This window comes from Streptomyces sp. NPDC047042 (genome assembly GCF_040644035.1).
Taxonomy (GTDB): Bacteria; Actinomycetota; Actinomycetes; order Streptomycetales; family Streptomycetaceae; genus Streptomyces.
The window spans coordinates 13,042-36,317 of the sequence record NZ_JBEYVP010000042.1 but is presented as its reverse complement, the minus strand read 5'-3'; the positions used below and the strand labels follow the sequence as shown (position 1 = coordinate 36,317).

Annotated in this window: 18 protein-coding genes; 5 read left to right on the top strand and 13 right to left on the bottom strand. The window is 69.3% G+C overall.

Annotated features, from left to right (window positions below; genetic code table 11):
• Positions 1 to 83: 83 nt before the first annotated feature.
• The 7 genes from ABZ855_RS38050 to ABZ855_RS38020 all read right to left on the bottom strand — a co-directional run bounded on the left by ABZ855_RS38050 (position 84) and on the right by ABZ855_RS38020 (position 11,045).
• Positions 84 to 1,202, bottom strand: coding sequence for a dipeptide ABC transporter ATP-binding protein (locus ABZ855_RS38050; protein ID WP_360814995.1), 1,119 nt, complete (start codon positions 1,200 to 1,202; stop codon positions 84 to 86).
• A 13-nt stretch (positions 1,203 to 1,215) separates the two neighbouring features.
• Positions 1,216 to 2,277 carry an ABC transporter ATP-binding protein gene (locus tag ABZ855_RS38045; RefSeq protein WP_360814992.1) on the bottom strand — a complete coding sequence of 354 codons (1,062 nt, stop codon included), beginning with the start codon at positions 2,275 to 2,277 and terminating at the stop codon, positions 1,216 to 1,218.
• Between the two features lie 15 nt (positions 2,278 to 2,292).
• Positions 2,293 to 3,270: an ABC transporter permease gene (locus tag ABZ855_RS38040; RefSeq protein ID WP_360814989.1), complete on the bottom strand. Its 978-nt coding sequence runs from the start codon at positions 3,268 to 3,270 to the stop codon at positions 2,293 to 2,295.
• Between the two features lie 110 nt (positions 3,271 to 3,380).
• Positions 3,381 to 5,174, bottom strand: coding sequence for an ABC transporter substrate-binding protein (locus tag ABZ855_RS38035; protein WP_360814986.1), 1,794 nt, complete (start codon positions 5,172 to 5,174; stop codon positions 3,381 to 3,383).
• Between the two features lie 99 nt (positions 5,175 to 5,273).
• Positions 5,274 to 6,320: an ABC transporter permease gene (locus ABZ855_RS38030; RefSeq protein WP_360814983.1), complete on the bottom strand. Its 1,047-nt coding sequence runs from the start codon at positions 6,318 to 6,320 to the stop codon at positions 5,274 to 5,276.
• A gap of 408 nt (positions 6,321 to 6,728) precedes the next feature.
• Entirely contained in the window at positions 6,729 to 8,636 is a 1,908-nt protein-coding gene (typA, locus tag ABZ855_RS38025) for a translational GTPase TypA (RefSeq protein ID WP_360814980.1), read from the bottom strand.
• 147 nt (positions 8,637 to 8,783) lie between these two features.
• On the bottom strand, positions 8,784 to 11,045 hold the full coding sequence (locus ABZ855_RS38020) for an ABC transporter substrate-binding protein (RefSeq protein WP_360814977.1): 2,262 nt from the start codon (positions 11,043 to 11,045) through the stop codon (positions 8,784 to 8,786).
• Positions 11,046 to 11,331: 286 nt separating this feature from the next.
• On the opposite strand from ABZ855_RS38020, the gene ABZ855_RS38015 reads away from it, so the two are divergent.
• The 4 genes from ABZ855_RS38015 to ABZ855_RS38000 are packed head-to-tail and all read left to right on the top strand — an operon-like array spanning position 11,332 to position 15,217.
• Positions 11,332 to 11,622 carry a hypothetical protein gene (locus tag ABZ855_RS38015; RefSeq protein WP_360814973.1) on the top strand — a complete coding sequence of 97 codons (291 nt, stop codon included), beginning with the start codon at positions 11,332 to 11,334 and terminating at the stop codon, positions 11,620 to 11,622.
• A gap of 12 nt (positions 11,623 to 11,634) precedes the next feature.
• Entirely contained in the window at positions 11,635 to 12,456 is an 822-nt protein-coding gene (locus tag ABZ855_RS38010; protein WP_360814970.1) for a hypothetical protein, read from the top strand.
• A 20-nt stretch (positions 12,457 to 12,476) separates the two neighbouring features.
• Positions 12,477 to 14,417, top strand: coding sequence for a fumarate reductase/succinate dehydrogenase flavoprotein subunit (locus tag ABZ855_RS38005; protein WP_360814967.1), 1,941 nt, complete (start codon positions 12,477 to 12,479; stop codon positions 14,415 to 14,417).
• A gap of 8 nt (positions 14,418 to 14,425) precedes the next feature.
• On the top strand, positions 14,426 to 15,217 hold the full coding sequence (locus ABZ855_RS38000) for a succinate dehydrogenase/fumarate reductase iron-sulfur subunit (RefSeq protein ID WP_360815138.1): 792 nt from the start codon (positions 14,426 to 14,428) through the stop codon (positions 15,215 to 15,217).
• A 15-nt stretch (positions 15,218 to 15,232) separates the two neighbouring features.
• On the opposite strand, the gene ABZ855_RS37995 is transcribed toward ABZ855_RS38000, so the two are convergent.
• Complete coding sequence (locus ABZ855_RS37995; RefSeq protein ID WP_360814964.1) at positions 15,233 to 15,538, bottom strand: hypothetical protein; 306 nt, start codon at positions 15,536 to 15,538, stop codon at positions 15,233 to 15,235.
• 169 nt (positions 15,539 to 15,707) lie between these two features.
• Between ABZ855_RS37995 and ABZ855_RS37990 the strand changes: the two genes are divergently transcribed.
• Complete coding sequence (locus tag ABZ855_RS37990; protein ID WP_360814961.1) at positions 15,708 to 17,213, top strand: hypothetical protein; 1,506 nt, start codon at positions 15,708 to 15,710, stop codon at positions 17,211 to 17,213.
• Between the two features lie 51 nt (positions 17,214 to 17,264).
• Here ABZ855_RS37990 and ABZ855_RS37985 read toward each other — a convergent pair whose 3' ends face one another.
• The 5 genes from ABZ855_RS37985 to ABZ855_RS37965 form a co-directional block, all read right to left on the bottom strand.
• Positions 17,265 to 19,997 carry a SpoIIE family protein phosphatase gene (locus ABZ855_RS37985; protein WP_360814958.1) on the bottom strand — a complete coding sequence of 911 codons (2,733 nt, stop codon included), beginning with the start codon at positions 19,995 to 19,997 and terminating at the stop codon, positions 17,265 to 17,267.
• A 331-nt stretch (positions 19,998 to 20,328) separates the two neighbouring features.
• Entirely contained in the window at positions 20,329 to 20,760 is a 432-nt protein-coding gene (locus ABZ855_RS37980) for an ATP-binding protein (protein ID WP_360814955.1), read from the bottom strand.
• Between the two features lie 160 nt (positions 20,761 to 20,920).
• Positions 20,921 to 21,388 carry a (deoxy)nucleoside triphosphate pyrophosphohydrolase gene (locus ABZ855_RS37975; protein ID WP_360814952.1) on the bottom strand — a complete coding sequence of 156 codons (468 nt, stop codon included), beginning with the start codon at positions 21,386 to 21,388 and terminating at the stop codon, positions 20,921 to 20,923.
• A gap of 23 nt (positions 21,389 to 21,411) precedes the next feature.
• Positions 21,412 to 21,594 carry an SPOR domain-containing protein gene (locus ABZ855_RS37970; protein WP_360814948.1) on the bottom strand — a complete coding sequence of 61 codons (183 nt, stop codon included), beginning with the start codon at positions 21,592 to 21,594 and terminating at the stop codon, positions 21,412 to 21,414.
• An 812-nt stretch (positions 21,595 to 22,406) separates the two neighbouring features.
• Positions 22,407 to 23,159 carry a GntR family transcriptional regulator gene (locus ABZ855_RS37965; RefSeq protein ID WP_360814945.1) on the bottom strand — a complete coding sequence of 251 codons (753 nt, stop codon included), beginning with the start codon at positions 23,157 to 23,159 and terminating at the stop codon, positions 22,407 to 22,409.
• Between the last annotated feature and the right edge of the window lie 117 nt (positions 23,160 to 23,276).

Sequence of the window (23,276 nt, the reverse complement as noted above, 5' to 3'; positions counted from 1 at the left end):
CCGCGCCCGTATGTCGAACGAATAAAGCCGGGGGTGAGGAGCCGCAGCTCCTCACCCCCGGCCGGTTCACGCGTCTCGGGACCTCAGTCCTCCGTGGCGTCCGCCTCCAGCGCCTTGAGCGCCGGGTCCAGGACGACGTCCTCGTCGCGGGCCTCCGTCGTGGGCTCCTCCGGGAAGTGGCAGGCCGTCAGGTGGCCCCCACGGTTGCCGGAGAGCTGGACCAGCGGGGGCTCCTCGCTCGCGCACTTGTCCTGCGCCTTCCAGCAGCGCGTACGGAAGCGGCAGCCCGACGGCGGGTGTATCGGCGAGGGGACGTCACCGGCGAGGCGGATGCGCTCGCGGGCGTCCGTCTCGTCGTCCATCGCCACCTCGGGGACGGCGGACAGCAGGGCGTGGGTGTACGGGTGACGCGGGCGGTTGTAGATCGAGTCCCGGTCGCCCACCTCGACGATCTTGCCGAGGTACATCACCGCGACGCGCTGCGAGAAGTGCCGCACGATCGCCAGGTCGTGGGCGATGAACAGGAACGCGATGCCCATCTCCTCCTGGACCTTCTTGAGGAGGTTCACCACCTGGGCCTGGATGGAGACGTCCAGCGCGGAGACCGGCTCGTCCGCCACGATCAGCTTCGGCTGCAGGGCGAGCGCGCGGGCCACCCCGATGCGCTGACGCTGGCCGCCGGAGAACTCGTGCGGGAAGCGGTTGTAGTGCTCGGGGTTGAGCCCGACCAGCTCCAGCAGCTCCCGGACCTTCTTCTCCCGGCCGCCAGCCGGCTCGATCCCGTTGACCTCCATCGGCGACTTGATGATCGTGCCGACGGTCTGGCGCGGGTTCAGGGAGCTGTACGGGTCCTGGAAGATCATCTGGATCTCGGAGCGGACCGGCGCCAGCTGCCTGCGCGAGGCGTGCGTGATGTCCTGACCGGAGTAGGTGATCTTGCCACCGGTCGGCTCCAGGAGGCGGGTGATGAGCCGGCCCGCGGTCGACTTGCCGCAGCCCGACTCGCCCACCATGCCGACGCTCTCGGCGACACCGATGCTCAGATCGATGCCGTCGACCGCCTGCACGGCGCCGACCTTCCGCTTGATCGGGAAGCCGCCGTAGATCGGGAAGTGCTTGGTGAGGCCCTCGATCTTGAGCAGTTCCTCGGTCGACGTGCCGGTGGAACCCTGCTGGGTGGGGAGGGTGAGGTTGTCGCTCATGTCTCGGTGCTCCCTAGCGCAGCCGGGGCTGGATCTTGTCGATGAAGATGGTCTGCTTCTGCTCCGCCGACAGGTGGCACGCGGAGGCGCGCCCGTCCCCCAGCGAGGGCCGTACGTCGGTGCAGAGGCTGCCCGACACCTCGCCGGTGAAGGCGCAGCGCGGGTGGAAGGGGCAGCCCGAGGGCGGGTTGAGCAGCGAGGGCGGCGAGCCGGGGATCGGCGTCAGCGCCTCGTTGATGTCACCGTCCAGGCGCGGCATGGAGGTGAGCAGACCCCAGGCGTACGGGTGCTGCGGCGTGCGGAGGACTTCCTTCACGCTGCCGCGCTCCACGGCCCGGCCCGCGTACATCACCAGCAGGTCGTCGGCCATGTTCGAGATGACGCCGAGGTCGTGCGTGATGAAGATGATCGCGGAGCCGAACTCCTGCTGGAGGTCCTTGAGCAGGTCCAGGATCTGGGCCTGCACCGTCACATCCAGCGCGGTGGTGGGCTCGTCGGCGATCAGCAGGTCGGGGTCGCACATCAGCGCCATGGCGATCATCGCGCGCTGGCGCATACCGCCGGAGAACTGGTGGGGGTAGTCGTCGAAGCGCGTCTTGGGCTGCGGGATGCCGACCTTCTCCAGCATCTGCACGGCCCGGTCCTTGGCCTCCTTCTTGGAGGCGCCGGTGTGCTTCATGAAGGGCTCGGACAGCTGGCGGCCCACCGTGTAGTACGGGGAGAGCGCGGTCAGCGGGTCCTGGAAGATCATCGCCATCTTGTTGCCGCGGAGCTGCTCGAGCTCCTTCTCCGTGGCGGTGACGAGCTCCTTGCCGTCGAGGACGATCTCGCCGTCGACGGTCGTGCTCATCGGGTTGTGCAGACCGAGGATCGTCAGGTTCGTGACGGACTTGCCCGATCCGGACTCGCCCACGATGCCCAGGGTCTTGCCGCGCTCGACGTCGAAGGACAGCCCGTCGACCGCCTTGACGATGCCGTCCTCGGTGGAGAACTGCACCTTGAGATCGCGGACCGAGAGGAAGCTGTCCGGACCGGTCGGGGCCGGTGCGCCCTCGGGCTTGGTCAGTGTGGTCACGGTGGTTCGTTCTTCCTAGGAGAGCCGGACGCGCGGGTCGATATAGGCGTACACGATGTCGGTAAGGATGTTCAGGAGCAGGATGAAGAAGGCCCCGAACAGCATGATGCCCATCGTCAGCGGAAGGTCCTTGGTGACAGCCCCGTCCACGGCGAGGCGGCCGATTCCCTGCAGGGAGAAGGTCAGTTCGGTGACGACACCGCCGCCGAGCAGGGCGCTGATGTCGATGCCGAGCACGGTGACGATCGGGATCAGCGAACCACGCCAGGCGTAGCGGAAGAAGACGTACTTCTGTGACATGCCCTTGGCGCGGGCGGTGCGGACGTGTTCCTCCGCGAGCTGCTCGATCATCGAGGCGCGCGCCATACGCGTGTACTGCGCGGTGAAGATGGTGGCCATGACGACCATGGGGATGGACAGTCCGACGAGCCAGCCGACCGGGTCCTCGGTGAACGGCACGTACTTGGGGTCTTCCATCCAGCCGGTGCTGTAGACGAAGATGATCAGCGCGATCGGTCCGAGGAAGTAGATCTGGAACGAGCTGAGCACCATGGACGCGCCGGTGGAGATCTTGTCCACCAGGGAGCCGCGCTTGTAGGCGGAGAGCATGCCCGCGCCAAGACCCACGACCAGGAAGACGACCAGCGCGCCGATCGTCAGCGACAGGGTCAGCGGGAAGCGGTCCTTGATGAGGTTCCAGACCATGTCGTTGTAGTAGAACGATTGTCCGAGGCAGGGTGCGCTGCAGTGGCCCTGCGGGAAGTCACGGCCGGTCACGATGCCGGACATGAAGTCCCAGAACTGCTGTGCGAGGGGCAGGTTGAGCCCAAGGGCGGTACGGATGTCCTCGAGTCTCGCGGGCGAGCAGTCCTTGCCACAGGCCAGTGAGGCGTAGTCGGAGGGCGCTGCGACGAACAGGAAGAACGTGGCGGCGCCGATCAGGAACAGGGTGACGACGGCACCGACCGTGCGCCGGAGGATGAACTGAAACATGGCGGGGGGCTGCTCTCTGCGGAGACGTGCGGAGACGGGATGGGACGGGTTCACGGAACCGCGGGGGTGCGCTCCGCCTGGTGCGCACCCCCGCGATCAGCCGTACAGAGTTACGACTTCAGGAACAGTCGGGTGACGTCGATGTAGCTCGACTCGGTGCTGTAGCGAGCACCGCCGATGTTCGAACCGTAGAGCTGGAACTGCTTGGTGTACCAGAGCGGAGCGGCCGGGTTGACCTTCTCCAGGATGTAGTGGTGCGCTTCCGTCCAGGTCTTGGAGGCCTCGGTCGGCTCCTGAGTCAGGGCCTTCTTGATGAGTTCCTGGACCTTCGGGTCGTTGATGTGCGAGTAGTTCGGCGCACCGTCGGCGACCTGGTCACCGTCGTAGATGGGCGTGACGACCGTGGCTGCCGACGGCCAGTCCTGGCCCCAGCCGGAGATGTACATGTCGTACGGGTTCTTGACCTTGCCGATCTGCTCGTAGTAGCTCGCGGAGTCGATCTCCTTCGAGACTACGTCGATGCCGATCTTCGTCAGCGCGTCCTCGATGGCGACCTTGCGCTTCTGGCCGGCCTCGCTGTTCGAGTAGGCGAAGACGAGCTTCTTCTCGGCGGCCGGAACGTCCTTCAGGAGCTCCTTGGCCTTCTCGATGTTGCCCTGGGGCGTCTTCAGACGACCGTACGGGTCGTACGTGGCCTCGTAGCCCGGCAGGGTCGGGGCGAACAGGTTCGGGGCCGGGTCGCCGCCGTAGGCGCCACCCTCGCCGGCGATGAGCGACTTGGAGTTGATGCCGTAGGTGATGGCGTCACGGACGGCCTTGTTCTTCACCCGGTCCAGGTTGAACGTCAGCGTCATGACGTAGGGCTGGTAGCCCTTGATCGTGCGCTTGTTGACGGCCGCGTCGCTGATGACCTTCTGGATCTGGGTCGCCTCGACGCTACCGGTGAGCTGGATGGCGTTCTTCGAGTCGCCCTGGTCGGCGATCAGACGGCTGGTCTGCGTCGACTCGGTGACACCGAAGTCGAAGTTCCAGCCGTCCACGTACTGGTGGCGCACCGGGTCGGTCTTGGCGTCCCAGTTCTCGTTCTTGACGAGCTTCATGGACTTGCCGACCTTGTACTCGGCGATCTTGTACGGGCCGGTGGAGACGGGGGCCGTGTCGTACTTCGCCTTCGTGTCGCCCTTCGCGGGGACGACCGAGTAGCCGGGCATGGCCAGCGTCTGCGGAAGGTCGGGACGCGGAGTGTCGAAGTGGAAGATGACCGTCTTCGGGTCCGGGGTGTCCAGAACCGAGGCCGGCAGGTGCTTGGAGCCGAAGCCGCCGTCCTTCAGCGCGTCGCGGTACTTCGGGCCGCTCAGCCAGGTCTGCAGGTAGGTCGGGCCGTCGAAGATGAACGGCGCGTACTGGCGCTCGACGGTGTGACGGATGTCGGCGGACGTGATGACGTTGCCGTTCTGGTCCTTCACGCCGTCCTTCAGCGTGTAGGTCCAGGTCTTGCCGCCGTCCGAGGACTTGCCCGAGTCGGTCGCGAGGTCACCGACGACCGAGGTGCCCCCCTTGCCGTCCTCCTCGAAGTTGGTCAGACCGCGGAAGAGCAGGTTGGCGACCTGGCCGGCGTCCGAGACGTAGATCTGGCCCGGGTCCAGGTGCGAGAGGCCCGCCTCCTGGTAGACCTGGACGGTACCGCCGCTCTTGGCGCCGGCGACCTCCTCGGCGGGACCGGTCGACGCGGCGGCGTCGCCGTAGACGACCGCCTTCGACTGCTCGGAGGCCTCCGCCTGGTCCTTCTTGGAGTCCTTGCCGGAGTTGCTGCCCTTGTTCTCGGAGCAACCGGTGAGCGCGAGCGAGCCGGCCGCGATGGCGACCACGATGGCCCGCGTTCTACGCGAGTTGAGCGACTTCATATTGGCGAATACCTACCTGTCAGTTGTTATCCATGAGTACTGCCTGACGTGACCGACAGGCCACGCGGGGGCGGCAGCCACCCCCCACCAATGGACGGTTCAGCGCCCGGACTTGGGGTCGAACGCATCCCGTACGGAGTCTCCGAGGAGGTTGAAGCACAGGATGAAGATCACCAGAGCCAGGCCCGGGAAGAACATGAAGGACGGATCGGGCTCCGCGTACTTGGCACCGGCGGCGAACATGCGCCCCCAGTCGGGAGTCGGCTCGACGAAGCCGACGCCCGCGAAGGACAGGAACGCGATGGTGAGAATTGTGCTGGGCAGCTGGTATGTGAACTGCACCAGGATCGGCGAGACCACGTTGGGCAGGATCTCCTTGCGGACGATCCGCCACGGCGACGCGCCCGAGACCTTCGCGGCCTCCACGAACTCACGGTCGCGCAGGGACAGCACCGTGGAGCGGATCAGACGGGCCATGCCCATCCAGCCCAGCACCCACAGCACGATCAGCATGGCCACCGCGCGGAGGTACGTGGGGGTTTCCTCCTGCGGGTCCACGAAGAACGCGGTCACGACCGGCATGAACGCGATGAAGAACAGCTGTGAGGGGAAAGAGAGGAAGAAGTCCGTGACCCGGCCGATCCAGTAGTCGGTACGACCGCCGGCGTAGCCGCCGATCAGACCGATGAGGACGCCCGTGACCATGACCAGCACGGTCACGCCCACCGCCATGAACAGCGAGGTTCGCATGCCGTACATCAGCATGGCGAAGACGTCACGGCCCAGCTGCGGCTCGACCCCGAACCAGTGGGTTCCCGACAGGCCGCCGAAGTAGCCGAGCGGCAGCCCGAAGTCGTCGAGGACGGGGGTGTCCGCGTACGTGGGGTCCTGGCCGTACAGGGTGTAGGGGTCGGTCCCACTCAGCTTGGTGAGCAGGGGTGCCGCGAGCGCGATGACGAAGTACAAAATCACTACCACGGCACAGATCACACCGGTACGGTCGCGCTTGAAGCGCTGCCACATCAACTGCCCCGGGGAACGACCCTCGAGCTTCTTCGGGCCCTTGGCGGGCTCGGTGTTCGTATCGAGCTCGGGGTCCAAGGCGATCGAGGGCCCGGAGCCTTCAGCCTTGGCTGGACTGGTCATGTGTGTTCTTCCCCCGGGGGGTTGGAGAGTTGAGCGCAGCACAGATACCGGCGGGTTCTGTGGTTTGGGGGAACTTTCGCCAAGTAAGTCAACGCGCGTCAAGGCCGCAAGGCATAGGGATCTCCCTACCGTCCATATTTTGAGCAAAAATTGCAAAGACTGACACCTGCGCGCGCTTGACACGTCGGAAAGCATATCGACTAAACGGACATATGGGTTTCAGTTTCTGTTTACATGTCCGAAACTTGATCGTTGGTTCACCGGTATCCGAACAGCCTTGCACAGCGCACGGACAGGGACAGCGACGGGGCGGCGACAGGGGGACGAACCCGTTTCCGTCCGGGCAACGCGGACATGCCGAAGGCCCGGCTCCCCACAGGGTGGGGGCCGGGTCCTCCTGACGTCACATCAGCCGTGCTTGGCGCGGCTGGCCGTACGGGCGCGGTCGCGGGCGTCCAGGACCACCTTGCGGATGCGAACCGCCTCCGGGGTGACCTCCACGCACTCGTCGTCGCGGCAGAACTCCAGGGACTGCTCCAGGGAGAGCTTGCGCGGTGGGACGATCGCCTCGAACGAGTCGGCCGAGGACGACCGCATGTTCGTGAGCTTCTTCTCCTTGGTGATGTTCACGTCCATGTCGTCGGAGCGCGAGTTCTCGCCGACGATCATGCCCTCGTACACCTCGGTGCCGGGGTCGGTGAACAGCACACCGCGCTCCTGGAGGTTCGTCATCGCGAACGCGGTGACGGCGCCGGACCGGTCGGCCACCAGCGAGCCGTTGTTACGGGTCGCCAGCGGGCCGAACCACGGCTCGTGGCCCTCGTGGATGGAGTGCGCGATACCGGTGCCGCGCGTGCCCGTCAGGAACTCCGTACGGAAGCCGATGAGCCCGCGGGAGGGCACGACGAACTCCATGCGGACCCAACCGGAGCCGTGGTTGGACATGTTGTCCATCCGGCCCTTGCGGACGCCCATGAGCTGCGTGACCGCGCCCATGTGCTCCTCGGGCACGTCGATCGTCATGCGCTCGACGGGCTCGTGGACCTTGCCGTCGATCTCCTGGGTGACCACCTGGGGCTTGCCCACGGTCAGCTCGTAGCCCTCGCGGCGCATCTGCTCGACCAGGATGGCGAGCGCCAGCTCACCACGGCCCTGGACCTCCCAGGCGTCGGGACGCTCGGTGTCGAGGACGCGCAGCGAGACGTTACCGATCAGCTCGCGGTCCAGCCGGTCCTTGACCTGACGGGCGGTGACCTTGCGGTCCTTGACCACGGCCTTGTTCTCGGCACCCTTGCCGGTGCCGCCGCGGCCGACCATCGGCGAGGTGTTCGTACCGATGGTCATGGAGATCGCCGGCTCGTCGACCGTGATGAGCGGCAGCGCGATCGGGTTCTCGGTGTCGGCGAGGGTCTCACCGATCATGATGTCCGGGATACCGGCGACGGCGCAGATGTCGCCCGGGCCGGCCATCTCGGCGGGCTTGCGGGTGAGCGCCTCGGTCATCAGCAACTCGGTGATGCGCACGTTGGACATCGAGCCGTCACGCTTGATCCAGGTGACGGTCTGGCCCTTGCGCAGCTCGCCCTGCTCGACGCGGAGCAGCGCGATACGGCCGAGGAAGTTGTCGGCGTCCAGGTTGGTGACGTGCGCCTGGAGCGGGGCCTCCTCGTCGTACGAGGGGGCGGGGACGTGCGACAGGATCGTGGAGAAGAACGGCTCGAGGCTGTTGCTGTCGGCCGGGACGGTGCCGTCCTCCGGCTTGGTCAGCGAGGCGACACCGTCACGCGCACACGCGTAGACGATGGGGAACTCGATCTGCTCCTCGTCCGCGTCCAGGTCCAGGAAGAGGTCGTAGGTCTCGTTGACGACCTCGTCGATCCGGGAGTCCGGGCGGTCCGTCTTGTTGATGCACAGAATGACCGGCAGACGCTGCTGGAGCGCCTTGCGCAGCACGAACCGGGTCTGCGGCAACGGCCCCTCGGAGGCGTCGACGAGCAGGACCACGGCGTCCACCATCGACAGACCGCGCTCGACCTCGCCACCGAAGTCGGCGTGGCCCGGGGTGTCGATGATGTTGATGGTGATGACGTCCCCCCCGTCCTTCGGGTGGTACTTCACCGCCGTGTTCTTGGCGAGGATCGTGATGCCCTTCTCACGCTCCAGGTCGTTCGAGTCCATCATGCGGTCGTCGAGCGACTCGGCGGCGTGCGCGGCGAAGGCACCGGCCTGCTTCAGCATGGCGTCGACGAGTGTCGTCTTCCCGTGGTCGACGTGGGCGACGATGGCGACGTTGCGGATGTCGTGGCGCGTGGCCATATTGCGGCGTACTCCCGGCTTGAGTGGATGGCCTGCGCGTACGTCAGTGCTACGCGGACCCTGCCGGGCTGAACATGCCACGGCCTTACCCCATGGTACGGGCCCGGGAGCGGGAGGGCTCGCCGGGCCGTACGGGTGAGGCGACCGTCACGGTCGGTGGGAGGCCTTGCTGCCCGGCGTCACACCTTTCTTCAGGAATCCCATGTCCTCGTAGTGGGGGGTCTGGAACCCGAAGGCGCCCACGTTGGCGACGTTCTTGCGCACGGCCGTGAGCTGGGGGCGCTGGAAGAGGGGGATGGACCCGCCGGCCGCCCAGATCCGGGCGTCGGCCTTCCTCACCAGCTTGGCCGATTTGCCCTCGTCGAGGGTCGCGATGGCCTGGTCGAACAATTGGTCGACCAGATCGGTGCCGACGCGGGTGTAGTTCTGCTCGACGTTGAGCGAGCCGTCGGCGGCGGGCACCGGCTTGGCGTAGATGGGCCGGGCGTCGGTGGCGGGGAAGGCGGACGCGGGCCACGAGTACAGGGCCAGGTCGTACTGCCCGTTGGCGATGTGGTCCTTGAAGTAGCTGTCGTCGGACACCTTGGTGACGGCGGTACGGATACCGACCCGGTCCAGCATCCGCGCGATCCGCTCGCCCACGGTGCGCAGCGTGGCCGAGCCCGGCCCCGAGGGCAGCACGAACCGCAGGGTCAGCGGCTTGCCGTCCTTGGCGAGCGCCCCGGCGGCCCCGGCGGGTGCGGGGGTGCCCTTGGGCGCGTAGGCACCGCCGGACGCCCCGCCCTGCTCGGGGTGCTTGCCGGTGAACCGCCGACCGTCCTGGGCGAGGTTCGTCGTGTCCTGGCCGCGCTGGGAGTCGCGGGGGTCCTGGTGGTCCTCGCGCACGGGCTCGCCGTACGGCTTGTCGTCGTCGCCGACGACATAGGTACCGTCCTCGGACGCCCCTGTCTTCTCGGTCTCGTCGCTCTTCTCGGCCTCGTCGGCCACGTCTGCCTTGTCTGCTTTATCCGTCTTATCCGCCTTTTCTTCCTCATCCGCCTTGTCGGCGCTCGGGGAGGGCTTGGGCGTGGCGGAGCTGTCGCCCGCCTTCTTCCCCTCTCCCCCGGCGACCTTTCCGCCGTCCTTCTTCTCCGGCTTCCCGATCGGGCCGCCGTGCACCCAGCCCGCGTCGGCGAGGAGCGCCTCGGCCTCGTCGGTGTCTTCGCCGCCGAGCGCGCCGCTGTTGTCGGCGTAGGCGGCCTGTCCGGAGAGCGCGAGATGACTGCCGACGGGTTCGGCGGGCAGCCCCAGGGGCTTGAGTACGAGGCCGGCGATCTCCTTGCGGTCCAGCGCGCGAGCCACGGCCCGGCGCACCCGCTCGTCGGCGAGGGGGCCGTCGGCGCCGTTCAGGGCGAGCTGGGTGTAGGCGGGCTCGAGGGACTTGCGCACCTCGAACGCGCTGAGCGACTGCTGCTGTTCGGCGTACCCGGCGGTCGCCTCGCGCTGCTGGCGCCGGGCGCCGGGACCCTGGCGGGGCGTGGACTTGCCGCGCGACGCGAGAACGATGCGCTCGGCCTGGGCGGGGTCGACCTCGGCGACGTCCACCTTGCCGGCGGCGAGCGCCTCGGCACGCTTGTCGCGCGGTACGGCGCGCAGCACGAGTTTGTCGAGCCGGGGGGTCTGCCCCCACCAGCGCGGGTTGCGCACGAGGACGACGTCACCGTCCGCCTTGGCGATCTTCTTGAGGGTGAACGCCCCCGCGGTGAGCTTGAGCCTGCGCCGCGCCCCGTCGTTGAAGGAGTCCGGGGTGCCCATGACCTCCTTGGGGTACAGGGGCGAGAACAGCGACTTCCAGTCGGCGTAGGGGCGGCTGAAGGTGACCTTGACCTCGAGGTCGTTCGCGCCGCGCTGCACCTTCTCGATCCGGTCGTACCCGGCGTTGCGGGCGGTCCAGTACGCGGAGTCCTTGCCGGACAGGGCGCGCCACTGGGCGGCGAAGTCGGCGGCGCCGATCTCCCGGCCGTCGCTCCAGACGGCCTGCTGGTGCAGCTTGTAGAGGACGACCTGCTTGGGCTCGGTCTCGACGACCTTCGCGGACTCCAGGAAGTCCGCGTTGCGCTTGGCCCGCCCGTTCGCGTCGAGGCGGTACATCGACGGCAGCACGGCCTGTGCGACCCGGGTGGTCGTCGCGTCGGCGTCCGCCTGGAAGGTGTTGAGCGTCTCCGGCAGGGCGTCCACGGCCCAGCGCAGGGTGCCGCCGTCGGCGAGCCGGCCCCGGTCGGCGGGGGCGATGTCCTGCCCGGCGAGCGGTTTGCTCTCTTCGTTCTGGTCACCGCCGCACGCGGTGAGCAGGGGCACGGCGAGTACGCCGGCGGTGAGGAAGGCGACTGAGCGCGTGACCGCGCGCAGTCCGACGCCGTGACGGGACATCTCTGCTTACCTCCGGGAGCCGCGGACGTTATGATCACTTTTGGTGGTATATGGAGCTGATCGCATGTATTTCCGCCACTGAAGAGGAAAGGGTTCGGCAACGGACGGCGACACGGCGACGACGTCCGTCAAGCCCACCCGTGCGGCGCAGCGCACCCAGGGATGCACCGGCACGCCTCGGCCAATCGGTGCACATCCCTTCCCACCGACAGGTGTGACGCGCAACACTCGCAGGCGCATGAACGTCGCCGCCCAAGGCCCCGGCCTACGGAAGTGAGGTCACGTCATGTCCGTGAACGACGAACTGACATCCATCCAGCGCTCCCTCGACGACCTGTTCCGGTCGATGGGCCGCCTGGAGCAGCAGATCGGCAAGGGCGGCCTGGAACTGCGGCGCCTGCGCACCGACGCCAACCATCTGCGAGAAAGCCTCGCGCTGCTCCGCGAGGCCGCCCCCGGGCTCACCCAGCCCCGTCGCCCCGACCTCGTGCACATCTCCGACACCCCGTACGACAACGCCCTGTGGACGGATTCGGACGACGAGGGTCTCGGCGCCCGCGACCGGCACGCCCCCTGACCGGAGTCCTCCTTGGCCACTGACACGGAACCTCATCCGAAGGGCGGCGGCGTACGGGACCGTACGCGCGCCGCCATCGACGCCCCGCATCTGCGGACCGACCGCTGGTGGCTGGCGCCCGCCGCCACCGCCGCCGGTCTGCTGGCCTTCATCGTGTACTCGACCTGGCGGGCGTTCGCCAACGCCGACTACTACGCGGCCCCCTACGTCTCGCCGTTCTACTCGCCCTGTCTGGCGGACAACTGCGCCCCCATGCGGCACGGCCCCAACGCCGACGTGTTCGGCGGCTGGTGGGGCATCTCCCCGGCGATCATCATCCTGATCTTCCCGCTGGGCTTCCGGCTGACCTGCTACTACTACCGCAAGGCCTACTACCGCGGCTTCTGGGCGTCCCCGCCCGCCTGCGCGGTGGCCGAGCCGCACAAGAAGTACACGGGCGAGACCCGCTTCCCGCTGATCCTGCAGAACATCCACCGCTACTTCTTCTACGCGGCACTGCTGGTCGCCTGCATCCTCACCTACGACACGGCCCTCGCCTTCCGCGACGAGCACTACGAGTGGGGCCACATGGGTCTCGGCACCCTCGTCTTCCTGCTCAACATCACGCTGATCTGGGCGTACACGCTCTCCTGCCACTCCTGCCGGCACATCGTCGGCGGCAAGCTCAAGCACTTCTCCAAGCATCCCGTGCGCTATCGCGCCTGGCAGTGGGTCGGGAAGCTGAACGCCCGTCACATGCTGCTCGCCTGGGCGTCGCTGGTGAGCGTGGCGCTCGCCGACTTCTACGTGTACCTGGTCGCGTCCGGTGCCTTTGACGATCCGACCATCTTCTAGGAGAAAAGGAACAGCTTCTGATGTCCGTGGTCGACCGCCAGGAGTGGGACGTTGTCGTGGTGGGCGCCGGCGGCGCCGGACTGCGGGCCGCCATCGAGGCACGCGAGCGTGGCGCCCGTACGGCGGTGATCTGCAAGTCGCTGTTCGGCAAGGCGCACACGGTGATGGCCGAGGGCGGGATCGCCGCCGCCATGGGCAACGTCAACAGCCACGACAGCTGGCAGGTCCACTTCCGCGACACCATGCGCGGCGGCAAGTTCCTCAACCAGTGGCGGATGGCCGAGCTGCACGCCCAGGAGGCCCCCGACCGGGTCTGGGAGCTGGAGACCTGGGGCGCCCTCTTCGACCGCACCCGCGACGGCCGGATCTCCCAGCGCAACTTCGGCGGCCACGAGTACCCACGCCTCGCGCACGTCGGGGACCGCACCGGCCTCGAGCTGATCCGCACGCTCCAGCAGAAGATCGTCTCCCTCCAGCAGCAGGACAAGAAGGAGACCGGCGACTACGAGTCCCGCCTGAAGGTCTTCCAGGAGTGCACGGTCACCCGCGTCCTCAAGAGCGGCGAGCGCGTCTCCGGTGTCTTCGCGTACGAGCGTGAGACGGGCCGTTTCTTCGTCCTCGAGGCGCCGTCCGTGGTCATCGCGACCGGCGGTATCGGCAAGTCCTTCAAGGTGACGTCGAACTCGTGGGAGTACACCGGCGACGGCCACGCGCTGGCGCTGCTCGCCGGGGCGCCGCTGCTGAACATGGAGTTCGTGCAGTTCCATCCGACGGGTATGGTCTGGCCGCCGTCGGTCAAAGGCATCCTCGTCACGGAATCCGTGCGCGGCGACGGCGGCGTGCTGCGCAACTCCGACGGAAAACGCTTCATGTTCGACTACATCCCGGACGTCTTCAAGGAGAAGTACGCCCAGTCGGAGGCCGAGGGCGACCGCTGGTACGAGGATCCGGACAACAACCGCCGGCCCCCCGAACTGCTCCCCCGGGACGAGGTGGCCCGCGCCATCAACTCCGAGGTCAAGGCGGGCCGCGGCTCCCCGCACGGCGGGGTCTTCCTGGACGTGTCCACCCGTATGCCCGCCGAGGTGATCCGGCGCCGACTGCCGTCCATGTACCACCAGTTCAAGGAGCTGGCGGACGTCGACATCACCGCCGAGGCGATGGAGGTCGGGCCCACCTGCCACTACGTGATGGGCGGTATCGCGGTCGACTCCGACACCGCCGCAGCCCGAGGGGTTCCCGGTCTGTTCGCGGCCGGAGAGGTCGCGGGCGGGATGCACGGCTCCAACCGGCTCGGCGGCAACTCCCTCTCCGACCTGCTGGTGTTCGGCCGCCGCGCGGGTCTGCACGCCGCCGAGTACGCGAACTCGGCCGCCGCCCGCTCCCCCGTGGACGACGACCAGATCGACACGGCCGCCGCGGAGGCCCTGCGCCCCTTCTCGGCGGAGGAACCGGCCCCGGGCGGGGACAACAGCCGCCCGGCGGAGAACCCGTACACGCTCCACCAGGAACTCCAGCAGACCATGAACGACCTGGTCGGCATCATCCGCCGCGAGGGCGAGATGGCACAGGCGCTGGAGAAACTGGCCGAGCTGCGGGTACGGGCCCAGCGCGCCGGCGTCGAGGGGCACCGCCAGTTCAACCCGGGCTGGCATCTCGCCCTGGACCTGCGGAACATGCTGCTGGTCAGCGAGTGCGTGGCCCTGGCGGCGCTGGAGCGCACCGAGTCGCGCGGCGGCCACACGCGTGAGGACCATCCGACGATGGACCGCGCGTGGCGCAATGTGAACCTGCTGTGCCAACTGTCCGACCCGGCCGGTGGGTTGGCGGCGACCGACCCGGCGCACGGCCTGATCGCCCTCACCCGAGAAACCACCGAACCCGTCCGCCCCGACCTGCTCGCCCTCTTCGAGAAAGAGGAGCTGGTCAAGTACCTCACCGATGAGGAGCTCTACGAGTGAGCAGCAGTGTGAGCAGTGTCGGGAGCAGCAGCTACGAGGCCCGTTTCCGGGTGTGGCGCGGTGATGTGAAGGGTGGTGGGCTCAAGGACTTCGCGGTCGAGGTGAACGACGGCGAGGTGGTCCTCGACATCATCCACCGGCTCCAGGCGACCCAGGCGCCCGACCTCGCCGTCCGCTGGAACTGCAAGGCGGGCAAGTGCGGTTCGTGCTCGGCGGAGATCAACGGGCGTCCCCGGCTGCTGTGCATGACCCGGATGTCGGTGTTCAGCCGCGAGGAGACGATCACCGTCACTCCGCTGCGGGCCTTCCCCGTGGTCCGGGATCTCGTCACCGACGTCGGGTTCAACTACGCCAAGGCGCGCGAGGTGCCGTCCTTCGTGCCGCCGGACGGGGTGGCTCCCGGTGAGTACCGGATGATGCAGGAGGACGTGGACCGGTCGCAGGAGTTCCGCAAGTGCATCGAGTGCTTTCTGTGCCAGGACACCTGCCATGTGGTCCGCGACCACGAGGAGAACAAGCCCGCGTTCGCGGGGCCGCGCTTCCTGATGCGGGTAGCGGAACTCGACATGCATCCGCTGGACGCGGCGGCGGAGTCCGGCCTGGACCGCAAGCGCACCGCCCAGGACGAACACGGTCTCGGCTACTGCAACATCACCAAGTGCTGCACGGAGGTGTGCCCCGAGGGCATCCACATCACGGACAACGCGCTGATCCCCTTGAAGGAACGGGCAGTCGACCGCAAGTACGACCCACTGGTGTGGCTGGGCTCGAAGATCAGGAGGCGGTCGGAGAGTTCGTGAGTCTCGCGGGTCGTGTCATGTCTCGAGGCGCCGGCGTGAGGAAAGGGCCTGGAGACAGGCGCCCGCCACAATCATCAGTAGCGCGGCGCCGGACCCGATGTCGACGAGGACCGGGTGTCCGACGAGCACGTGGAGCGCGCCGAACGACATCATCAACAGCAGGCCCGTGCCGAACAGCATCGTTCCGTAGCCCCACGGCCTGGGTCGCACGTTCCGGCTCCGCAGCGATGGCAGCAGCCAACCGGTTCGGGCCGCAACCGCACCGAATACGACCTGCCCGCCCAGCAGCAGAGCGGCAGTCCCCAACAGCAACCAGTGCATCCCCGCCCCCTTCGAACACCTCTGCGCGGACCTTACCCACTACGCCCCTCCCGCCCCCTCTGCCCCGTCCCGGTCGCGGGACCGCGATCACCCCCATACGCTCACAAATGTGACGCCCTCCCTTACCCGGGGCCGGCCTCGGCGAGCCGCCTCCCACATACCCGTGCGCGTGGCGCACACCGCTCTGGGCGGGGTCATCGGCGTGCTGTGGCTGGTGCTGCCCGGAGTGACGGCGGAGCAGGAGAGGCACGAGGTCTCCGTGTCCGCCGCCCCCGCCGCCCCGGCCCTCGCCGCCGAGGAGGACGAGACCTCCACCGGCGATCTGGTCCTGCCCCTGGTGGCGGCGGGAGCCGCGACAGCGGTGGCCGCGTACGGCTACACCCGCCGCAGACGCCGTACCAAAGCCCGGGCGGCTCCCGCCGGCCTGGTTCCCCCCGCGCGGGCCACGACCCCCGAACTCGACCGGCAGGCGCGCAGGTCACTGGTCGCCGCCGACGACTGCCTGCGCACCAGCCGGGAGGAACTCGGCTTCGTGGAGGGGCTGTTCGGGACCGAGTCGGTCGCGCCGTTCACGGAGGCCGTGCGGTACGCCGAGGCCGAGCTGTCGGCCGCCTTCCAACTCCGCCAGGCGTACGACGACAACCCGGCGGCGGCCTCCCGGGACACCCTCGACGAGATCGTCGCCCGCTGTGTGGACGCGGGCAGGCGACTGGACGCCGAGGCCGCCGGCTTCGACCAACTGCGCGCCCTGGAACGGGACATGAGCAGCGCCCTGAGCCACGCCGAGGCGCGTTTCCGTGAGCTGACCGGCCGTACGAGCGCGGCGGAGGCCACCCTCGCCGACCTGCGGGAGCGGTACGGGCCGAGCGCGTCGCTCCTTGTCTCCGGCCAGGTCGAACAGGCGAAGGACCGGCTGGTGTTCGCCACGGATGGGCTCAACCGGGCCCGCCAGTCCGCCGACCTGGACGACCGGGACCGCGCTGTGCTGCGACTGCGCGCAGCCGAGGGCGCGATCACCCAGGCGGAGATGTTCGTGGACGGCGTCGACCGGCTCGCGTCCGCACTGGCCGCCGCCGCACAGGCGCTGCCGGAGGCGCTGGACGAGGCGGAGGCGGCCGTGGTGGAGGCACGGGAGCGACTGGCCGAGGGTACGGCGTCGGGGGCGCAGGACGGCGCGCTGGAGGGGCATGTCAGCCGCGCCGAGGCCACGCTGGCCGCCGTACGGGAGGAGGCCGCCGCCGGGCCCTACGACCCCCTGGAGGCCCTGCGCCGGGTCGCGCTGGTGTCCGCGCCCCTCGGGGCGGTCCCCGGCGCCGTACGGCTCGTCGCGCGCGGGGCCACCGACGCGGCGGACGGTTTCATCGGCACCCACCGGGGCGCGGTGGGCGCCGAGGCCAGGACCCGGCTGGCCGAGGCCCGCCGGCTCCTGGACCGGGACCCGGCGGAGGCCGACGCCTTCGCCCGGCAGGCCCGCGAGCTGGCCGAGCGCGATGTGCGCGCGCACGGCAATCCGTACGGCGGGCGGACCGAGCACGCGAACGGGGTCGCCGGGGCCGTGCTCGGCGGGATCCTGCTCGGCGACCCGCCGGACGCGGCAGCGGAAACGCTGACCGGCGGCGCCCCCGGTTCGTTCGGCGGGCCCGCCACGCGGGCGCGACGGGGGATCGCTTCGTAAGAACTCGCCGGGAATTGAGTAAGGCCTCCCGGACCGCTCCGCGCCGGCGCGTCAGAACAGGCTCAGCAGTGCCTCCGCCGGGTCCGCGAGGACCGTTCCCGCCTCAGGCAGCGGGAGTTCGAACCAGACCGTCTTGCCGCGCGGGGTCCGGCGGGAGCCCCACGCCGCGCTGAGCAGGCCGACCAGCTGGAGGCCGCGTCCGCCCTCGTCGGTGTCGCGGGCGCGGCGGCGGCGCGGCTGGACCAGGCCGGCGTCCCACACCTCGCACACCAGCATGCGGTCGAGGAGGAGCCGGAGCCTGATCTCGCCCTCGCCGTAGCGCAGGGCGTTGGTGACCAGCTCGCTGACCAGCAGCTCCGTGGTGTCGATGAGGGCTTCGAGGCCCCAGGCGGTGAGCTGCGTGCGGGTGTACTCGCGGGCCCGGCCCACGCTGCGCGGTTCGCGGGGCAGGATCCAGTCGCCGACGGAATCGGCGGGCAGCCCCTGGACGCGTGCCATCAGCAGGGCGATGTCGTCCTCGCCGTGGTGGGTGTCGAGGGTGCTGAGGACGTGGTCGCAGACGTCCTCCAGCTGCTGGGAGGGATCGCGCAGGGCGCCGACGAACGCCTGCAGGCCCTCGTCGAGGGGATGATCGCGGGATTCGACCAGTCCATCCGTGTAGAGCGCCAACAGCGAACCTTCGGGTAGTTCGACCTCCACCTCCTCGAACGGCTCGCCGCCGACACCGAGCGGCATGCCCGGCGGCACGTCGAGCATCAGCGCGTCCTCGCCCGGTTCGACGAGCACGGGCGGCAGATGGCCGGCGTTGGCGAAGGTGCACCTGCGGGTCACCGAGTCGTAGACGGCGTAGATGCAGGTGGCGAGGTACACCTCGGAGAGGTCGGCGTCGCGGGGCTGACGGGCCGCGCGGGTGGCCTGCTGGACGCCACCGGGGGTGCCGAGGCCGCGCGCGATCTCGTCCAACGCGGAGAGGACCTCCGCCGGTTCGAGGTCGAGAAGCGCCAGGGTGCGGACGGCGGTACGCAGTTCACCCATCGCGACGGCGGCGCGCAGCCCGCGTCCCATCACGTCGCCGACCACCAACGCGGTGCGGTTGCCGGGGAGTTCGATGACGTCGAACCAGTCGCCGCCGACCTCGGTGGCCGCGTTGCCGGGCAGATAGCGGCAGGCGATGTCGAGGCCGGACGCCTCCGGGTCGCCCGGGGGCAGCAGGGAGCGCTGCAGTATCAGCGCCCGCTCGTGCTCACGCCGGTACAGCCGGGCGTTGTCGATACAGACGGCGGTCCGCGCGGCCAACTCCCAGGCCAGCGCCCGGTCCCGCTCCCCGAACGGCTCGCTGCCCTTCGTACGGGAGAACTGCGCGAGGCCTACGACGGTGTCGTGGGCGACCATCGGGACGGCCAGCGTGGACTGGATGGCGCCCTCGGCGGGGACGAACTGGGGGCGGGCGGTGCGCAGGGCGTCCGCGCAGGGCGAGTTGAACGGGAAGTGGTGCACGGCGCCGAGGGACACGGGTGCCTGGCCGCCGGCGAGGGGCGCGTCGGAGACGGCGCTGGCGAAGGCGACGCGGCGCAGTTCGGCGCTGCCGTCGGCGAGACCGGGCGGGGTCTCTTCGCCGACCAGCAGCCCCTGGTACAGGTCGACGGTGGCGAGGTCGCAGAAGCCGGGGACGACGACGTCGAGGAGTTCGCGCGCGGTCGTCTCAAGGTCCAGGGAGTTCCCGATGCGGGAGCCGGCCTCGTTCAGAAGGGCGAGATTGCGCCGTGCCGCGGCGGCCTCGCGGGCGGCGGCCCGGCGGGCGGTGATGTCGAGGCCGAGCCAGGCGATACCGATGGGGCGGCCGCTGCCGCTGTGCACCCGGTACAGGTTGATCGACCAGTGCCGGCGCTCGTCGGAGCCGGGCACGAACCCGGTGATGTGCATGTCCGTTATCGAGTCGCCGGTCTCCAGGACCCGACGGAGCGTCGCCGAGACCCGCTCGGCCTCGGGAGAGCGCAGGTAGTCGTACACACCGCGGCCCCGGTGGTCGTCGACCGTGCCGCCGTAGATGTTGGCGAAGCGCTGGTTGGCGCGCCGGACCCGGAGGTCGGTGTCGATCAGGATGAAGCCGAACGGGGATTGGCCGAAAATCGCCTGCGAAGCGGCGAGGTCGGTCTCGATCTGCCGCAGCGTCCGGACATCGACGACGATGCAGACGGCGGCCTTCTCGCCCTCCTCCGTCCGCGTCGGCATCACATAGACCTCGGCGAGACCCTCACGCAGACCGTCCTCACCGAGGTCGGGCTCGCGGATACGGAACGGGACCACGCCGGTCCACTCCCGGCCGTCGAGGATCTCCGCCATCTTGCGCTGACCGCGCTCGCGCAGGTCGGGGTCGATGAACGCCTGGATGGGGTCCATGCCCACGGCCCGCGCGGCGGGGATGCCGAAGATCTTCTCGGCGCGCAGACTCCACTGGTCCACCAGGCCGTCGGGGCCGATGGAGAACGACGCCACCTTGATGTAGTCGTAGATCGAGCCGGGCGGGCTGCTCTGCCACATGGGGTCACCTGTCACGTCACGCGTGTGGTCCTGCGCGGTGTCACGTGTCGTATCGCGCACCGAATCGCCCATGGTGTCACGGGCGGTTTCACGTGTCGCATCGCGTACCGCGTCACCGTCGGCGAAGCCCCCGGCGCGCGCCGCACGGCGTGGCGCGCCGGCCGCGGCGTCACCCGCGGCCCTCGCACTCGCGCCGCCCGACGGGTCCTTGGACTCCGTGGCCTTCGCTGGTATCTCGCTCACGCGAACCGTCCCCTCCAGCTCACCGCGTCCGGCACCGGTCACCGGGGGCGGCTGCCCGCAGTATCCAGCACTACGGCGCCCCACAACACGGTGTTCACGATCACAGGACCGTCCCGATGCTTTTCGGACCGGCCCGCGACAACACTCCCAGTCTTCTAACCAGGGGACCACGGGTCGAATCCCCTTTGTCGACAACTGCCAGTGGCCTGAACCAGGTGGTCGACAGGGTGGGGCGGACGTACAGCCGCGGTTACAGTCGCGGTTCATCCCGGTAGAGGGTCCGCGACTGTCGGTTACGTACGCTCATCCCTGCTCACCTGCTCATCCCTGCTCATCCCGGTACGGACAGTTCGAACCACACCGTTTTGCCCGCGTCGGCGGGGCGGGTGCCCCAGCGGCTGGAGGAGCGGGCGACCAGCTGGAGGCCCCGGCCGCCCTCCTCGTCGAGGCGGGCGGCGCGCTCGTGGGGCATGTCCGGCAGTGGGTCGGAGACCTCGACCAGGAGCGTGGCGGCACCGTCGGAAGGCCGCACGAGCCGGACACCAATGGGTCCCGCGGCATGTCTCAGCGAGTTGGTCACCAGCTCGCTGACCAGCAACTCCACGATGTCACCCACATCGTCGAGGCCCCAACTGCGCAGCTGCCCGCGCACCACCGTGCGAGCCCCACGGACGGCGCCGGGCTCCGCCGGAAAGCTCCACTCGGCACAGTCGCCTTCGGTGTCGATCACGCCGATCACTTCCCAGGCCGGCAACCCACCCATGTCCGGTTTCATGGGGTTAATGGGCACATACCCGGTATTCGGCGCTCATTACCGCCCACGAGGGCGCACTATGGCACGAACGGCGTAGGGGCCGCACGCGACGGGCACGCCCAGAGCCTCCTGTCGGGCCTGGTGAGCCCGCGCCCCCCGGCCGGGCAGCTCACCTCACCCGGGCGGCAACTTCCCGTACCGCCGGTACGTCCTGATCCAGCCACTCCACGTCCCAGATCTCGGCGGGAGTCAGCCAGCGCAGCTCGTCGTGATCCTGGAGGGGCTTCGGCTCGGCGGAGTGGTCCAGGAGCCGGGCGGTCCAGACCCACAGGACGTACGGCGCCTTGAGCGGCCACTCCCCGGGGATGCGCTCCACGGGTTCCGCGTCAACACCCAGCTCCTCGCGAAGCTCACGTACGAGGGCGTCCTCGGGCGCCTCCCCCGGCTCGACCTTGCCGCCGGGCAGCTCCCAGCGGCCGGCCAGCTCGGGGGGCGCGCTACGGCGGGCGGCGAGCAGGCGTCCGCGGTGCAGCAGGGCGCCGCCCACGACCACGGTTCGCTTCTCGGCCGCGCGCGCCGGCCCTGCGGCTGCCGCCGCCGGCTCCGTGCGTTCCGTCCGTTCCGTCCGTTCCGTCATGGCCGGAGCCTACGGGAGCCGGATCACCGGGTTCCGTTCTGCCCGACCCGCTCGACCCAGTAGAGCTGTTTGTGGCCACGGTCTTCGAGACTGTCGGCGATCTTCTGAGCCTCCGCGCGGGTCGCGTACCGGCCCACTCGATAGCGATTGCCGTTGTCGTCCTGCCGTATGACGAGCCAGGGAAGAGTGATCGTCCCGTCGCTCATGGAGCCCCTCCACTTCCCGCCCCCGGCTTGCGCCGCGCCCCGCCCGCTAAGGAAACCGCAATCCGCATATGCCCGACCCTACGCCTAACCTTTACGCAGCGAATACGGCTTTTCACAAAGAGGTACGCCAACCGGCCAGAGGGAAGGGGGCGCACGACGTCGAACGCGCCGTCGAAAGGGCATGGTGTGTCCGGTCAGCGGCATAAGGCACCCCTCGGGTCGACCTGCGAGAACGGCCAGAACCCAACACCGGGACGGGCAACGGCGATTGCCGGGACAGGGGTGAAGGGGGGAGCACTCGAGAGCCCAACCGCCCCGGAAGCGCGGGGCACTTCCCCGGGCCGACCCTGCTGAGTCCGGATCGCACGGGATCGCTCCGAGCCGAACAGAATTCGGCCGGATCCGACCGAGATCGACTGCGGGGGCGGTCGCTTGGGGGCGATTGCGGGGCAGGGGGGCGGTCGACTGCGGGCCCGGGGGCGGCGGGCCTGGACCCAAGGGACGGTCGACTGCAGGCACGGAGTGGCGGGCAGAGGCCCAGGGGGCGGTCGGGGGCGGCGGGCAGAGGCGCAGGGGACGGTCGGCTGCGGGGGCGGGGGCGGCGGGCCGGGGCCCGTCGGCCGTACGTCCCGGGTCGGTCGACCGCAGGCGCGGGGGCAGTGGGCCGCAGGCCCGGGTACTCGGCGCAGGCCCGGGGGCGGTGCCCCTGGAGGCGCCCCGCAGGGGCAGCCTCCAGGGGCGCGGGGAACTGCGCGCCCAGCCCCCACCGAGCCGCAGACCCTCGGCCGACGGCCCGGGGTCGGTCGGCTGGGTTACTTCACCGGTAGGTGGTACGCCACCTGGTAGCGGTCCGCTGGGATGACGACGTCTGCTGTTTCTACCGGCCGCCCCGAGGCGTAGTACGTGCGCTGCACCACGAGCACCACATGACCGGGGACGCCCCCCAGGGCCTGGAGTTCCTCGGCCAGGCCGGGGCGGGCGCCCACCTCCTCCGTCACGTTGTCCACGATCACGTCGATCGCCGCCATCCGCTCGACGACCCCCATCCCGCCGAGCGGACCCTCCTCGGGCAGCATCACCGGCGTACGGCCCGTCAGCGCCAGGGGTTCCCAGGAGGTGGACAGCATCATCACCTCCCCGGCGTCCCGGAAGACGTACTTCGTGCACATCACGCGGTCGGCGGGCCGGAGGCGCAACCGCTCGGCGACGGCCGCACTCGCCCCGGTCTGCGCGCTGCTGGACTCCCAGGTGCCGCGCGCCTCCGCGTCGGACTGCTCCTGGCGGAACGGCGTCGCCCCACCCTCCGGACGGAAGCCGGAGCGGGCGATACGGCGCGGCACGGGCCGCTCACGCACATACGTGCCCGACCCGGAACGGCCCTCGACGAGGCCCTCGGCCATGAGCACCTTGCGCGCCTCCAGCGCGACCGTGTCCGAGACGCCGTACTCCTCTCTGATCCTGGCCTGGGAGGGGAGGCGGGTGTGAGGTGGGAGCGAACCGTCGACGATCTTGTTTCGTAGATCACCCGCGACACGCAGGTAGGCCGGCTGCTCACCGAATGTCACGGGCCGCTCCCATCAGGTTGTACAGACAGCAACAGCGTGGCAACCATGGGTTGTGACATGCAAGCAGGGGCCAGAGAATCACTCGATGTGATGACTTGTGCCTTCAGAAGGCATGAC

Coding starts and splice junctions, on each gene's coding strand:
- ABZ855_RS38050 (WP_360814995.1), bottom strand. CDS start 1,202: ATGAGCGACAACCTCACCCTCCCCACCCAGCAGGGTTCCACCGGCACG.
- ABZ855_RS38040 (WP_360814989.1), bottom strand. CDS start 3,270: ATGTTTCAGTTCATCCTCCGGCGCACGGTCGGTGCCGTCGTCACCCTG.
- ABZ855_RS38035 (WP_360814986.1), bottom strand. CDS start 5,174: ATGAAGTCGCTCAACTCGCGTAGAACGCGGGCCATCGTGGTCGCCATC.
- ABZ855_RS38030 (WP_360814983.1), bottom strand. CDS start 6,320: ATGACCAGTCCAGCCAAGGCTGAAGGCTCCGGGCCCTCGATCGCCTTG.
- typA (WP_360814980.1), bottom strand. CDS start 8,636: ATGGCCACGCGCCACGACATCCGCAACGTCGCCATCGTCGCCCACGTC.
- ABZ855_RS38020 (WP_360814977.1), bottom strand. CDS start 11,045: ATGTCCCGTCACGGCGTCGGACTGCGCGCGGTCACGCGCTCAGTCGCC.
- ABZ855_RS38015 (WP_360814973.1), top strand. CDS start 11,332: ATGTCCGTGAACGACGAACTGACATCCATCCAGCGCTCCCTCGACGAC.
- ABZ855_RS38005 (WP_360814967.1), top strand. CDS start 12,477: ATGTCCGTGGTCGACCGCCAGGAGTGGGACGTTGTCGTGGTGGGCGCC.
- ABZ855_RS37995 (WP_360814964.1), bottom strand. CDS start 15,538: ATGCACTGGTTGCTGTTGGGGACTGCCGCTCTGCTGCTGGGCGGGCAG.
- ABZ855_RS37980 (WP_360814955.1), bottom strand. CDS start 20,760: ATGGGTGGGTTGCCGGCCTGGGAAGTGATCGGCGTGATCGACACCGAA.
- ABZ855_RS37975 (WP_360814952.1), bottom strand. CDS start 21,388: ATGACGGAACGGACGGAACGGACGGAACGCACGGAGCCGGCGGCGGCA.
- ABZ855_RS37970 (WP_360814948.1), bottom strand. CDS start 21,594: ATGAGCGACGGGACGATCACTCTTCCCTGGCTCGTCATACGGCAGGAC.